Here is a 13,088-nt window from a genome sequence, read left to right as displayed (position 1 = left end):
TCAGCGCGGTATCATGCGGGGGTGAACGAACAACGGATTCTCGTCATCGAGGACGACCACGATATCGCCAACGTCTTGCGCATGGATCTGACCGATGCCGGATACGTCGTCGATCACGCCGATTCCGCGATGAACGGCCTGATCAAGGCGCGTGAAGACCATCCCGACCTGATTCTCCTTGACCTGGGTCTGCCCGACTTCGACGGCGGCGACGTGGTGCAGCGCCTGCGCAAGAACAGCGCCCTGCCCATCATCGTGCTGACCGCCCGCGACACCGTGGAAGAAAAGGTCCGGCTGCTGGGTCTGGGCGCCGACGACTACCTGATCAAGCCCTTCCACCCCGACGAACTGCTCGCCCGCGTCAAGGTGCAGCTGCGGCAGCGCACCTCTGAGAGCCTGAGCATGGGCGAGCTGACCCTCGACCCGCAAAAGCGGCTGGTGACGTACAAGGGCGAGGAACTGCGGCTCTCGCCCAAGGAGTTCGACATTCTCGCGCTGCTGATCCGGCAGCCGGGCCGGGTGTACTCGCGCCAGGAAATCGGCCAGGAAATCTGGCAGGGCCGCCTGCCCGAAGGCAGCAACGTGGTGGACGTGCACATGGCGAACCTGCGCGCCAAGCTGCGCGACCTCGACGGTTACGGCCTGCTGCGAACCGTGCGCGGCGTGGGCTACGCCCTGCGCGGCTGAGGCCCTGCCACTTCACCCTCTGGCACAGCACGTGAGTCAGTCTCTTTCCGACCCCCCCTCGCCTGTCGGTGGCGACCTCGCCGCCCTGCTGCGCGGCCTGCCGGACCCGGTGTTCTGGCTCGGCGGCCCGCCCGGACAGGAGCGGCTCAGCGGCAACCCCGCCGCCGCGCGGCACTTTCCCGGTCTGGACACCGCTGGTCCGCATCCGGCAGGCTGGTCCGCCCTTGCGCCTGAGCTGGCGCAGGCCCTCCAGCAAGCGGCGCGGCAGGCACGCGGCGGCGAGGAAGCCAGCGGCGCGGCGGCAGGTTGGCGGTATCAGGCGCTGCCCGCCCAGGAAGGCGCGTGGCTGCTGCTGCGCCCTGGCCCGGCCCCCGAAGGTCCCTCCCCCGACCTCGCTGCCGGGCAACTCGACCTGCTGTTCAACGTTTTCGAGCGCCTGAATATCGGGCTGGTGCTGCAAGACGAGCAGTTGAACGTGCGCCGGGCCAACGGCAGCGCGGCGCGGACGCTGGGCCTGAACCACGAGCAGATCGAGAAGTTACAGGGAGCAGGCGGGCAGCTCCCGGGCCACAACGTGGAAAAGTCCTGGCAACTGATGCTGCCGGGCGGACAGCCCATCCCCCCCGACGACACCCCGGCGCGGCGGGCGCTGAGCAGCGGTCAGGACCTGCCTGCCGAGCGCCTGGGCCTGCTGCGTCCCGGCGCGGCGCACTGGCGCTGGCTGTCGGTGGGAGCGCTGGCGCGGCGCCCGGCCGACCCCTGGCCTCCCGGCGTGCTCACCTCGCTGCGCGACGAGACCGCCGAGCAGCGGGTGCGCCAGCAACTGCGCCGCAGCGAGCAGCGTTACCGCTCGCTGGTGCAGGCGAGTGCCCAGATCGTGTGGAACGCGGACGCGGACGGTTCGTTCCGCGACGTGCAGCCGCAGTGGGAGACCTTTACCGGGCAGCCGCCACGCGAGTACCTCGGCGGCGGCTGGCTCGCGGCCATTCACCCGGAGGACCGCGAACACACGCTGGAAACGTGGACGCAGGCGGTCAGAAGCGCCCAGCCCTACGAGGTGCGCCACCGCTTGCGGCGTCACGACGGGGTCTACGTACCCATGCTGGCCCGCGCGGTGCAGGTCACGGAACAGCTGGACAGCGAGACGCACGAGTGGATCGGCACCCACACCGATGTCAGCCTGCAAGACGCCGCCGAGCGGGCGCTGCGAACGCTCAACAGCGACCTGCGTGAACGGGTGGCCGCCCAGACGCAGGAACTCGGCCACGTTTCGCGCTTCATGGCGCTGCTGCTGACCTCGGCGGGCGAGGGGATTTTCGGGCTGGACCGCCTGGGCAACAACACCTTCGTCAACCCGGCGGCCTCGGAACTCCTGGGCTACAGCGTGGGCGAACTGCTGGGGAGACCCTCCCACGACATGCTCCACCACCACCACGCCGACGGCACGCCGCACCTGCTCAGCGAGTGCCCGATTGCCCGGACCCTGCAAGACGGCCAGCAGCGCCGGGTGGGGGCCGACGTGTTCTGGCACAGGGACGGCCATGCGGTCCCGGTGTCGTATGTGGTCACACCTACCCTGGACGAGCACGGTCAGGTCGAAGGCGCGGTGGTGATGTTTCAGGACGTGACCGAGCAGGTGCAGGCCCGCGCCGAGCTGGAAGAGGCGCTCCATCACCTGCAACTGACCAACGCCGACCTGGAGCAGTTCGCCTACGTCGCCAGCCACGACCTGCAGGAGCCGCTGCGGACGCTGGGCAGCTATGCCGAGCTGATGGCGAGGCGGTATCAGGGGCGGCTCGACGACCGGGCCGACCAGTACATCACCTTCATGCTCGACGCTGTGACCCGCATGCGCAGCCTGATTCAGGATCTGCTCGCTTTTTCGCGGGTGGGGCGCAGCGAACTGGAAGTGACCGAGGTGCAGCTGAGCGAGGTGCTGGAACAGACCCAGCGCAACGTGCAGGCGGCCCTCGGGAGCAGCGGCGGCTCCCTGACCTGGGACACGCCCGGCACTGTCATGGGGCAGACGTCTCTGCTGGTGCAGCTGCTGACCAACCTGGTGAGCAACGGCCTGAAGTTCGCCCGGCCCGGGGTCCCGCCCGTGGTCGAGGTGGTGTCCCGCATGTCCGGCAGCGAGCAGCGCATCGAGGTGCGCGACAACGGCATCGGCATCGGGAACGAGTATCATGAACGGGTGTTTACGATTTTCCAGCGCCTCCATCTGCGCGAGGAGTACCCCGGCAACGGGATCGGCCTTGCCATTGCCCGCAAAATCGTGGCGGCGCACGGTGGCACCCTGACGCTGGAATCTCAAGTCGGCGCAGGCAGCACCTTCATCATCACCCTGCCTGCCGGACACACCGGGGGCCAGCCATGACCGCGCTGGGCACACAGACCGTCGAGATTCTGCTGGTCGAGGACAGCGAGCCGGACATTCTGCTGACCGAGGAAGCCTTTGCAGAGGCGCGGGTCGCCAACCGCCTGCATGTGGCCCGTGACGGCGAGGAAGCGCTGCAATTTCTGCGCCGTCAGGGAAAACACGCGCAGGCCCCCCGCCCCGACGTGATCCTGATGGACATCAACATGCCGCGCAAAAACGGCCTGGAAGTCCTGGAGGAAATCAAGGGCGACCCCGAACTGCGCCCGATTCCGGTGCTGATTCTGACCACCAGCCAGGCCGAGGACGACGTGCGCCGCTCCTACTCCGGCCACGCCAGCGGCTACGTGGTCAAGCCGGTGGGCTTCGAGAACTTCCTTCAGGCCATCCGCGCCTTCGAGGACTTCTGGCTGACCTTCGTGCGCTTTCCGCCCCGGACGTGACGGGAGAGAGAAAGGGCGCCGGGAGATGAAGCACCCGCGCCCTTCTCTTTTAGCCCGCCTGCATCGCCGTGAGCACGTTCTGGAAATGCTGGTCGAGGTCCACGCCCAGTTCTTCGGCCCCCTGACGCACCTCGTCGCGGTTGACGCCCGCCGCGAACGCCCGGTTCTTGAAGCGCTTTTTCAGACTGCTCATACGGATTCCGCTTAATTCCTGCACAGTCGGGAAAGCGCCGCCTGTGCATCCATATCGCAGAATCCGTATTTTTTCCTACTCGCATCCGCTCGGATTGAATCTGAAACTACCAGATTCAATCGGAATCCGTATCAGCTCCACCCCTTTCACGTCCCGGTCGGGGCGAATCAGGGCGGCGGCCTGAATCAGCCCGGTCAGTTCGTCCACCGCGAACAGCGTCTTGGCGAGCCGGGTGGTGCGCGGCGTGCCGGTGAAGGCGGCGTGGCCCAGAATCGCGTCGAGAATTTCGGGCGACGTGTCGGTGTGTTCGCGCAGGTAGGTCACGCCCCAGGTGGGGTGCTCGTCGGGGTGCCGTTCGTAGTCGAAGTCGTGGAGCAGCCCCGCCACCGCGTAAGTTTCCTCGTCTTCGCCCCAGTGCCGGGCATACCAGCGCATTGCCGTTTCCACGTTCAGCATGTGGCGCCGCAGCGACTCGGAAGGCGTGTGTTCGAGCATCAGCGCGTGGGCCTGATCGCGGTTCATGGCGGCCATTATCTGCGTGAAAACCGAGGCTGCCCCCCGGTTCAGTGTGACTTTTATAACATTATGTCTAGACAGATTTGACTGAACTTGGTTTACTCTTTCCTGTTTAGGGTGAGAAACTTCGGCCTATGATAAAGGGTTTCAGAGATTTTATCCTTCGTGGCAATGTGGTGGACCTCGCGGTCGGTGTGGTCATCGGCGCGGCGTTCAACAACGTGGTCACGGCGTTTACCAAGGCGTTCCTTGAGCCGATGATTCGTCTGGCGACCGGCGGCACAGGCGAGGTGGCGGGCAAGTTCCTCATCAACGGCATCGCCTTCGACTGGGGCATGTTCATCTCCACCCTCATCAACTTCCTGCTGACCGCCGCCGTGCTGTACTTCTTCGTGGTCGCCCCCATGAACAAGGCCGTCGAGCGCCTCAAGCGCAGCGAAAAGCCCGCCGTGGCCGAGCCGAGCAACGAGGAAAAGCTGCTGGCCGAAATCCGCGACGCGGTGCGCAACCGCCCTCTCTGATTTTCCTCGCAACACAGCGAAAAAGCCCCGGCGCGCAGGCCAGGGCTTTTTTCTTGTGGAACCGACTTTCCCAGGCTCAGAGGCCGTAGAGCTGGCTGTACTTCTCGCGCAGGTACTTCAGGTAAGGGGCGGCAGTCAGGGCCTGTCCAGTGGCCCGCTCCGTCAGTTCCGTGGGCGTGAAGCGGCGGCCATGCCGGTACACGTTCTCGCGCAGCCAGCCGTGCAGGCGCGAGAAGTCCTTGCGGGCGATGTCGGCTTCCAGACCGGGGTTGGCGGCCTCCGCCGCCGCGTAGAACTGGGCGCTGAGCACATTGCCCAGGGTGTAGCCCTGAAACGCCCCGCCGATAGAGCCGAAGTACCAGTGCACGTCCTGCAGGGCACCGTCCACGTCGCTCGGCGCCCGCAGGCCGAGGTTGCGCTCGTAGGCGGCGTGCCAGGCGTCGGCGAGGTCGCGCACGGCGAGTTTGCCCGAGAGCAGGTCGCGCTCCAACTCGAAACGGGTAATCACGTGCAGGTTGTAGGTCAGTTCGTCCGAATCGGTGCGAATCAGCGAGCGCGAGACGGTGTTGACCGCGCGGTGCATCTCCTCCTCGGTCACGTCCGCGAGCTGTTCGGGGAAGGTGTCGCGCCAGTCTCCGAAATACGCCGACCAGAACGCGCGGGAGCGGCCCACCAGGTTTTCCCACAGCCGCGACTGGCTTTCGTGGACCCCGGCGCTCACGCCTCCGCCGAGCGGCGTGCCCAGAAACGCCTCGTCCACGCCCTGCTCGTACAGCGCGTGCCCGGCCTCGTGCAGGGTGGAGTACAGCGCCTCTGTGGGGTCGTTTTCCTTGACGCGGGTGGTGATGCGCACGTCGTGCCCGCCCAGCCGGGTCATGAAGGGGTGGTGGGTGAGGTCCTGGCGGCCCCGGCGAAAGTCGTAGCCGTAGTCACGGATGACCCGTTCCCCGAAGGCGAGCTGCTTGCCCTGGTCGAAGCCCCGCGCCAGGAAATCGGTACGCGGCGCTCCGGCGGCAATCACCGCGTCGGCCAGCGGCACCAGGGCTTCACGCAGTTCGGAAAACACCTGCCCGACCTGCTCGGCGGTCATGCCCTCGTCGGACTCGTCGATGTAGTAGTCCATCGGGTCGGCGAACTCGGGAAAGTAGCTCGCGGCCTGCAAGCTCAGGTCGAGCGTCTTTTCGAGGTAAGGCACCATGCGCCCGAAGTCGTTCGCAGGCCGGGCCTCGGTCCAGGCGCTGTAGCTCTGGCCGACGTGCCCGCTGAACTCGCGCACGAACTCGGCGGGCAGGCGGGTGGCCTTTTCGAAGTCCTGGCGGGCGACCTGCACCATGCGGGTCTGCTCGGGCGAGAGGTCGCTGCGGCGGGCGGCGGCGTCGAGCAGCTTGCCGTACTCCGCGTCCGTGGCGCGGGCGTGGCGCAACCCGGCCAGGAGGCTCTGCTGGCGCGAGCGGTCCCCGGCGGCCCCGGCAGGCAAAAAGGTGCTCTGGTCCCACCCGAGCAGCGCCCCGATGCCGCTGAAGTCGGCCAGTTCCTGCCAGCGCTCGGTGAGGTGCTGCCACTGGGTGTCGGTCTCGGTCGTGGTCATGCTCAGAGCTTAGCGACTTGACAAGCGTAAGGTCAGGGTATGCGCCTCTTGCCTGGCTTCTCGGCGGCGCGGCCCGCTGACGCTTCTTGCCTGGCCCGCCCATGAACGACGAACAGCTGTCCAAACGCCTCGCCTACCTGCTGCGGCACGCGCCCGACCAAGCCGGAATTACCCTGGAACCGGGCGGATGGGCACCCCTGGCCCCGCTGCTCGCGCACCTGCGGGTCAGCCGGGCACGGGTGGAACAGGTGGTGGCCGCCGACCGCAAGGGCCGCTACGTCCTGCGTGGGGACCGCATCCGGGCGAACCAGGGGCACAGTGTGGCGGTGGACCTGCACCTGACGCTGACCCGCCCGCCGCAGACCCTCTACCACGGCACCCACACGGGCGCCCTGGACGCCATCCGGCGCGAGGGGCTAATACGGATTCCGCTTAATTCCTGCACAGTCGGGCCTATACAGTTGGGAAGGCGCCGCCTGTGCATCCATATCGCGGAATCCGTATTTTTTCCTACTCGCATCCGCTCTGCTGCGCAGCTTTGCAAGTCGGATTGAATCTGAAACTACCAGATTCAATCGGAATCCGTATAAAACCCGTAAGCCGCCATCACGTCCACCTCAGCGCGGATACGGCCACTGCCCGGCAGGTCGGGGCGCGGCGCGGGCAGGCGGTGGTCCTGGCGGTGTCGGCAGGCGCGATGCGGGAAGCGGGACACGACTTTTTCCGCTCCGACAACGGGGTGTGGCTGACGGACGGGGTGCCGCCGGAGTTCATCTCCTTTCCCTGAATCCGGCACAGATCCGGTCAGGCGGCGCCCGGCGCACACTGAACCCGATGGCAAATCTGAAGGAAGTCGGCAGTGGCCTGCGTGACGCGGGCACCCAGGCGGTGCAGGGGGTCGAAGCGGGCATCACGCAGGGCGTCGAGCACGCCGCGCCGGGGCTGGAGGCGCTGGCCCGGTTCGGGTACGCCAGCAAGGGCGCGGTGTACGGCACGACCGGCCTGCTGGCGCTGAATCTGGCGCTGGGGCGCGGCGGGCAGGCCACCGACACCCAGGGCGCCCTGACGCGGATTCAGGACCTGCCGCTGGGCGGCGTGCTCATCTGGCTGCTGGTGGTGGGGCTGGTCGGCTACGCGCTGTGGCAACTGCTGCGGGCGCTGCTGGACCCCGAGCGGCACGGCGCGGCACCGGGGGGTCTGGTCAAACGCGCCGGGTACGCCCTGAGCAGCGTGACCAACTTCGCGCTGGCCTATTTCGCCTATCGCCTCGCCGCCCAGGGGTCGGCCCCAGCCGGACAGGGGCAGGGGGACATCGTCCGGCAGGTGCTGGAGTGGCCCGGCGGTCAGGTGCTGCTGGGGCTGGCGGGCCTCGCGCTGCTGGGGTTCGGCGGCGTGCAGGTCGCCCACGCCCTGAGCGGCAAGTTCATGAGGCGCGTCGCCCTGCGCGACTTCGCCGCCCGGCACGCCAGCGCCGTCAAGCGCGTGGGGCAGGCGGGCGTCGCCGCGCGGGGGGTGGTGCTCGGCGCGGTGGGCGCGTCCCTGACGCTCGGCGCCTGGAAAGGCAGCGCCAGCGGCGTGCGCGACACGGCGGGCGTCCTGACCCGGCTGCGCGACCAGGGCGACGGGCTGCTGGGCATCGTCGCCCTGGGCACCCTGTGCTACGGGGTCTGGTGTGTGGTGCAGGCGCTCTACCGCCGAATCAAGATTGGTCCGTGACCCCGGAGAGAAAGCGCCCGATGATTTCGTGGTGGTCCTCGAACAACAGTTCGGGATGGGCCAGCACTTCGGACAGCGCCAGCCAGCGGGCCTCGCCCAGCTCTCCCTCGCCCAGCTCTCCCCCGCCCGACTCTCCCCTTCCCGGAGCCAGTTCGGGCGGCGTCTCCCGGTCGAGCACGAAATGAAAGGCGTGAGACACCACGCGCCCGCGCTGGCTGCGGTCGGGGTGGTCGAAGGTGGCCTCGGCCCTGAGCGCGGCACTCAGGTCTAAGGCCGTGCCCAGGCCGGTCAACTGACGAACGACGCGGGCCGCGCGGCCCAGCAGCGTTTCCTTCGGCCCGAGCAGGTCGCCCGGCAGCGCGAGCAGACCCCGGCCCGGACGATCGGCGCGGCGCACGAGCAGCACGTGGCCCGCGCAGCTCACCAGCGCGTCGGCGCTGAGGAAGGTGGGGGGCTGGGGCGCGGCCTCCCACGCGGCGCGGGCCTCGCTCAGCGCCTCGGAGTCGGCCCGCAGTTCGGCGTACTCGGGCGTCTGGCGAAAGCGTTCCAGAAAGATGTGGACGGCGGGCGGCACCATGCCGCGCACGTCGCCAAGGCGGCCCGCGAAGTAGGCCCGGCGCACGTCGGTGGCGCTCAGCGGGCTGACGACGTGGGTGGGCAGAAACTCCCAGTCGGGAAAGGAGCGCAGGTAGTAGCTGCTCTCGTCCTTGATGTGCCCGACCAGGGCCACGTCGCGGCTTCCGCCCACGTGCGCCTGCACGCCACCGCGCACCTCGGCCAGCCAGCGCGACTCGTCGTAGAGGTGGTCGCGCACCTGCACGAACCTCAGCCGCCCAGTTTCGGCACTCCCAGTGTCGGCACTCCCGATGTCGGCGCCCGCTTCTTCCAGCATCGCCCGAATCATGTCCTGCCGCTCCTGGGCCGTGAACGGATTTTTGGTGTTGCGGGCCGCCCGCGCCGAGCCGATGACCACGATGAGGGTCTGCACGCTGCGCAGCGCTTCGAGCATCACCAGCAGGTGCGCCTGATGCGGCGGCTCGAACCGCCCGATGTAGACCCCGAAGGCCCGCGTGGGCCGGGGCGCGTCGGCGAGGTCGGGGACCTGCGGAACCGGTGCATGAGGCACAGTCATGTGCTGCATGGTGAGGGCTGAGCGGCCCGCACGGGTGAGCACCGGACGCGGGAGGGGAAGCGAGGCCATCCGGGGCAGGTTTCCACGCAGCTCATCTGCCTCCCGGGTACAATCGCCGCCGTGCCGCCGTTTCTCCTGCCGCGCTCTGTCCTGCGAGAAGTCCTGAAGATGTACGGGGCGGGGCTGGCCCTGCTGCTGGCCCTGCAAGTGGCCGACACCCTGAGCAGCACGCTGGGCAAGGCGCTGGCCTACCGGGCGACGCCGACCGAGGGCGTGACCGCGTTCTTCGCCATCTTGCCCACCATCGTCAACCGCTCGCTGGTGCTGGCGGTGCCGTTCGCCATCCTGCTGGGCCTGTCGCGGCTGCAACGCGACTCGGAACTCAAGGCCGCCTTCGCCGCCGGGATTCGGCCCCTGTCGCTGGTGTGGCCGCTGCTGCTGCCCTTCGCCCTGGTGGGCGCCGTGGCCTTCTGGAACGCGGGCACGGTGGTTCCGGCGGGACTGGACCGCTGGGACAGGACGTGGTTCGGCATCTTCAACATGCCCGAGAAGATTCCCACCCGCGACAACTACACCTACGCGCCCCCCGGCGCCCTGTACTACGCGGGCCGGGTCACGCCGGGCACCCCGCCGACGCCCAGTTCGGTTGCAGACAGTTCGGCTCCAGACAGTCCGGTTCCAGACAGTGCGGGCACTTCCGCCAACCTCGCGCAGCTCGCCGGGGTGATGGTCCAGCGCGGCGGCGTGGTCTACACCGCCAACTCCGGGGTGTGGGACGCGGCGCAGCGCACCTGGACGCTCGATTCGCCCTGGGTCACGGCGCCGGGCCAGCGCCCCAGGCAGCAGGCCGGGCCGCTCACGCTGCCGCAGACCGACGCGCTGCGCCCCCCGCCCGCCGAGGCCAAAAAGGTCAGCAACGCGCAGTTGCGCTCGGCGCTGTCCGGCCCTGGCCTGTCCGCGCAGGAGCGGCGCGAGTACACCTACCAGCTCGCCTCGCGCTACGCCGACCCCTTTACCCCCATCGCCTTTGCGCTGGCCGCCGCCGCGCTGGGGCTGCTGATTCGCAACCAGGCCGCCGCGCTCGCCGCCGTCATCGTGTTTATCGCGGGCTTTTACGTGCTGTGGATCACCATGCCGCAGCTCGCCCGCGCCGGAGCGGTGGACCCCACGCTGGCCGCCTGGGTGCCCAGCTTGGTGTTCGTGCTGCTGGGCCTGGGCCTGGCGTGGCGGGTGAACCGATGAACCTGTTCGGGCGCTACGTTCTGAGCGAGATTCTGCCGCCGCTGGTGGGGGCGCTGGTCGCGGTCATCCTGCTGTTTTTGCTGGCCGGACTGGAAGAAGTGATCGGGCCGCTGCTCGCCAAGGGCGCGAGTCCGCTGCTGGTGGCGCGGCTGCTCGCGCTGAGTGTGCCCGAGGCGCTGTCACGCGCCCTGCCCATCGGCCTGATGTTCGCCACGCTGCTGGGGCTGTCGCGCCTGGCCGCCGACTCGGAAATCAAGGGGGCACTTGCCGGGGGCGTGCCGGTCACGGAGTTGCTGCGCCCGGTGCTGACACTGGCGCTGGGGGTCACGGCGCTGTCGTTTCTGATCGGAGAAGGGCTGCGGCCCCGCGCCTATTCCGAATCGCTGAAGGTGCAGCAGCAGATCGTGTTCGACAACCCCCGCGTGACCGGGCTGGGACAGGCCGCCGAGGACGGTCAGGCAGGGGGCGGGCAAACTTTGGTGCTGACCGACGCCCTGAACCGCGCCATCAGTGTGGGCGAGGTGCGGCCCGGCGGCGAACTGCGCGACCTGCGCATCGTGGCGATGCAGGCGGGCGAAGCGCCGCGCGAGGTCATCACCGCCGAGTCGGGCACCCTGGTTCCCGGCAGCAACGTGCTGGAACTGCGCCGGGGCCAGCGCGTGACCTACCAAAGCGCCCGCCCGGTCACGGTCCTGACCTTCCAGAGCGGGCGGCTGCCGGTGCAGGACGTGCAGGCCAGCTTTGCCCAGGACGAGCGCAGCTCCACCGCGCAGGCGGGCGTGGTCAACCTGCCGCTGCGCGAGCTGTGGAGCCGCACCCAGGCCTACCGCCAGCAGCAAGTCCCGGCTCCAGCCGAGTTCACCGCCTTTCACCGCAAGATCGCCGAGCCGCTCGCCGCCCTCGCGCTGGCCTTTTTTGCCGTCAGCCTCGCGGTGTTTTCCTTCCGGGGGGGGCTGAATCTGGGGCTGACGTGGGCGATTTTGCTCGCCTTCGCCTACTACGCCACCTGGAGCGTGTTTCGCATCATGGGTGAAAACGGCGGGCTGCCCCCGGTGGTGGCCGCCTACGCGCCCGACCTCATCGCCGTGCTGGCGGGGCTGGCGCTGCTGTGGCGCTCGGAGCGGCGCTGAGGCTGGGGGTGCCTCCTCTACAACTTCAGGGTGAGGTGATGCAGCGCCCGCAGTGAGCCGTCCGGTCCCCGCACCGCGCCCGGCTGCACGCCCCAGGTCACGAAGCCCCAGCGCCGATAGAGCCGCAGCGCCGCGTGCTGGGTCTCGGTGACGGAGAGGTCAATCTGTTCCGCGCCTTCCCAGCGCCGGGCCTGAGCGATGGCGGCGCGCAGCAGCGCGTCGGCGCAGCCCTGCCCCCGGAACGCAGGCAGCACCCCCACCGACACGATTTCGGTGCGGTGGGCCAGCCCGGTCCGCGACTCGCGCAGCAGGGTCAGGATGCCGGCCAGGTCGCTGCCCAGGTACGCGCCGTAGGTCACGTGGTGGTCGCTCATGCCCAGTCGCCCGGCCACGTCCGCCAGCCGCCGCCCGGCCCACTCCTCGGCGGTGGTGACGTAGGCGAGCGGGTCGGAACGCAGCAGCGCGAGCCGGAGCGCGAAATAGGGCGACACGTCGGTAGGCCGCAACACCCGCACCACAGGCAGGGGCCGCTCGGTCATGGGCGGTCCTGTGGCCGCTGGCCCTGAACGCGGCGTTGCCCCGCTTCCCGGTCACGCCAGTTCAGGACGTGCCCGTCCTCGCGCACCCGGCGGGTCAGGGTGAAGTCGAGGTCGCGGACCAGCCAGCCGGGGGCGTTCCACTCGCCCTGCGCCAGCACGCCGTCCTCGGGCAGCCCGTGGTCGGAAGGCGCGTAGAGGCCGGCCTGCCCCGCCGCGTCCTCTATGGCGTAGCTCCAGGGCGCGTCGGCCAGCAGCGGCGCGTGCAGCACGTAACACTGGTTTTCCAGGGCACGGGCCATGCTGCCCACCTTCACCCGCGTAAAGCCGGCGCGTGACGCCGTGAAACTGGGCACCACCAGCAGTTCGGCACCGAGTTCGGCCTGCGCCCGCGCGAGGTGCGGAAACTCCGAGTCGTAGCAGATGGCGACCCCGAAGGAAATGTCCCCCGCCGCAAACACCCGCACGCCCGCGCCGGGGTCGATGAACCATTCCTCGGCCTCGAAGCGCGTCATCAGCAGCTTGTCCTGGTGGCCCAGCGGTCCCTGCGGCCCGAAGACGTGGGCGCGGTTGACGTACCCACCGCCCTCCGTCACCGGAAAACTCCCGGCCACGAGGGTCACGCCGCATTCCCGCGCCAGCCGCTCGTGCAGCGCCAGAAATCCGGGCAGCAGCGCCTGAAGCGCCGGGCGCATCCCGACGATGTCGTGGTGCAGTTCTTTGGGCAGCAGGCTGACGAGTTCCAGCGGCGCGTACTCGGGAAACACGAGCAGCTCGGCGCCCTGCCGGGCCGCGTCCTGCACCCAGCGGGTCAGCCCGGCGGCGTAGTCGTCCCAGGAGGACAGAAACCGGACCGGATAGGCAGCGGCGGCGACGCGCAGGGTGGGGCGCTGGGCAGGCATAGACCCCAGCATACGCGAGGGCATGCGGGCCTCCGGAACAGGAAGGATACGGCCGCCCCATTCGCCAGAGCGTCCGACGAAAGAACGCCGTGACTCCTGGCGAGT

General features: G+C 69.0%; 13 protein-coding genes and 2 pseudogenes. 9 read left to right on the top strand and 6 right to left on the bottom strand.

What is annotated here, in order from left to right:
• The first annotated feature begins 21 nt into the window (after positions 1-21).
• Genes G6R31_RS12680 through G6R31_RS12670 form a run of 3 tightly spaced genes read left to right on the top strand, consistent with a single transcriptional unit; the run spans position 22 to position 3,507 of the window.
• Positions 22-687: a response regulator transcription factor gene (locus G6R31_RS12680; RefSeq protein WP_017870288.1), complete on the top strand. Its 666-nt coding sequence runs from the start codon at positions 22-24 to the stop codon at positions 685-687.
• A gap of 31 nt (positions 688-718) precedes the next feature.
• The gene (locus G6R31_RS12675) at positions 719-3,064 is read left to right on the top strand and encodes a PAS domain-containing sensor histidine kinase (protein WP_017870287.1); all 2,346 of its coding nucleotides are present in this window, start codon (positions 719-721) and stop codon (positions 3,062-3,064) included.
• A complete protein-coding gene (locus G6R31_RS12670) occupies positions 3,061-3,507 on the top strand; it encodes a response regulator (RefSeq protein WP_017870286.1) in 447 nt (148 codons plus the stop codon). Before G6R31_RS12675 ends, G6R31_RS12670 begins: the two co-directional genes overlap by 4 nt.
• Before the next feature lie 49 nt (positions 3,508-3,556).
• Here G6R31_RS12670 and G6R31_RS12665 read toward each other — a convergent pair.
• Together G6R31_RS12665 and G6R31_RS12660 are read right to left on the bottom strand one after the other, a co-directional pair.
• Positions 3,557-3,697 (bottom strand): annotated as a pseudogene (locus tag G6R31_RS12665) (HAD family hydrolase); the annotation flags it as partial.
• Positions 3,698-3,832: 135 nt separating this feature from the next.
• A pseudogene (locus tag G6R31_RS12660) lies at positions 3,833-4,222 on the bottom strand (HD domain-containing protein); the annotation flags it as partial.
• A gap of 128 nt (positions 4,223-4,350) precedes the next feature.
• On the opposite strand from G6R31_RS12660, the gene mscL reads away from it, so the two are divergent.
• Positions 4,351-4,737: a large conductance mechanosensitive channel protein MscL gene (mscL, locus tag G6R31_RS12655; protein WP_025568162.1), complete on the top strand. Its 387-nt coding sequence runs from the start codon at positions 4,351-4,353 to the stop codon at positions 4,735-4,737.
• A 76-nt stretch (positions 4,738-4,813) separates the two neighbouring features.
• Here the strand turns inward: mscL and G6R31_RS12650 are convergent, their stop codons facing one another.
• A complete protein-coding gene (locus G6R31_RS12650; protein WP_017870282.1) occupies positions 4,814-6,325 on the bottom strand; it encodes a carboxypeptidase M32 in 1,512 nt (503 codons plus the stop codon).
• 101 nt (positions 6,326-6,426) lie between these two features.
• Between G6R31_RS12650 and G6R31_RS12645 the strand changes: the two genes are divergently transcribed.
• From G6R31_RS12645 to G6R31_RS12635, 3 genes are read left to right on the top strand one after another with little or no spacing between them, the layout of a single operon-like run.
• A complete protein-coding gene (locus G6R31_RS12645) occupies positions 6,427-6,879 on the top strand; it encodes an RNA 2'-phosphotransferase (protein ID WP_017870281.1) in 453 nt (150 codons plus the stop codon).
• On the top strand, positions 6,864-7,112 hold the full coding sequence (locus G6R31_RS12640; protein WP_081703139.1) for an RNA 2'-phosphotransferase: 249 nt from the start codon (positions 6,864-6,866) through the stop codon (positions 7,110-7,112). Before G6R31_RS12645 ends, G6R31_RS12640 begins: the two co-directional genes overlap by 16 nt.
• A gap of 47 nt (positions 7,113-7,159) precedes the next feature.
• Entirely contained in the window at positions 7,160-8,041 is an 882-nt protein-coding gene (locus tag G6R31_RS12635; RefSeq protein ID WP_017870279.1) for a DUF1206 domain-containing protein, read from the top strand.
• Here the strand turns inward: G6R31_RS12635 and G6R31_RS12630 are convergent.
• Positions 8,025-9,173, bottom strand: coding sequence for a bifunctional nicotinamide-nucleotide adenylyltransferase/Nudix hydroxylase (locus tag G6R31_RS12630; protein ID WP_025567748.1), 1,149 nt, complete (start codon positions 9,171-9,173; stop codon positions 8,025-8,027). The two genes, G6R31_RS12635 and G6R31_RS12630, sit on opposite strands and share 17 nt — an antisense overlap.
• Before the next feature lie 168 nt (positions 9,174-9,341).
• Between G6R31_RS12630 and G6R31_RS12625 the strand changes: the two genes are divergently transcribed.
• The gene (locus tag G6R31_RS12625; protein WP_017870277.1) at positions 9,342-10,415 is read left to right on the top strand and encodes an LptF/LptG family permease; all 1,074 of its coding nucleotides are present in this window, start codon (positions 9,342-9,344) and stop codon (positions 10,413-10,415) included.
• Entirely contained in the window at positions 10,412-11,545 is a 1,134-nt protein-coding gene (locus tag G6R31_RS12620) for an LptF/LptG family permease (RefSeq protein WP_017870276.1), read from the top strand. Before G6R31_RS12625 ends, G6R31_RS12620 begins: the two co-directional genes overlap by 4 nt.
• 17 nt (positions 11,546-11,562) lie before the next feature.
• Here the strand turns inward: G6R31_RS12620 and G6R31_RS12615 are convergent, their stop codons facing one another.
• Together G6R31_RS12615 and G6R31_RS12610 are read right to left on the bottom strand one after the other, a co-directional pair.
• Positions 11,563-12,084, bottom strand: a complete 522-nt coding sequence (locus G6R31_RS12615; RefSeq protein ID WP_017870275.1) for a GNAT family N-acetyltransferase — start codon at positions 12,082-12,084, stop codon at positions 11,563-11,565.
• Positions 12,081-13,007, bottom strand: coding sequence for a carbon-nitrogen hydrolase family protein (locus G6R31_RS12610; RefSeq protein WP_225984272.1), 927 nt, complete (start codon positions 13,005-13,007; stop codon positions 12,081-12,083). The genes G6R31_RS12615 and G6R31_RS12610 overlap by 4 nt, the downstream gene beginning before the upstream one ends.
• Positions 13,008-13,088: the final 81 nt, after the last annotated feature.

It is taken from the genome of Deinococcus wulumuqiensis R12 (genome assembly GCF_011067105.1).
Taxonomy (GTDB): Bacteria; Deinococcota; Deinococci; order Deinococcales; family Deinococcaceae; genus Deinococcus; species Deinococcus wulumuqiensis.
The sequence above is the reverse complement of the archived record's forward strand: the minus strand, read 5'-3'. Positions and strand labels throughout refer to the sequence as shown.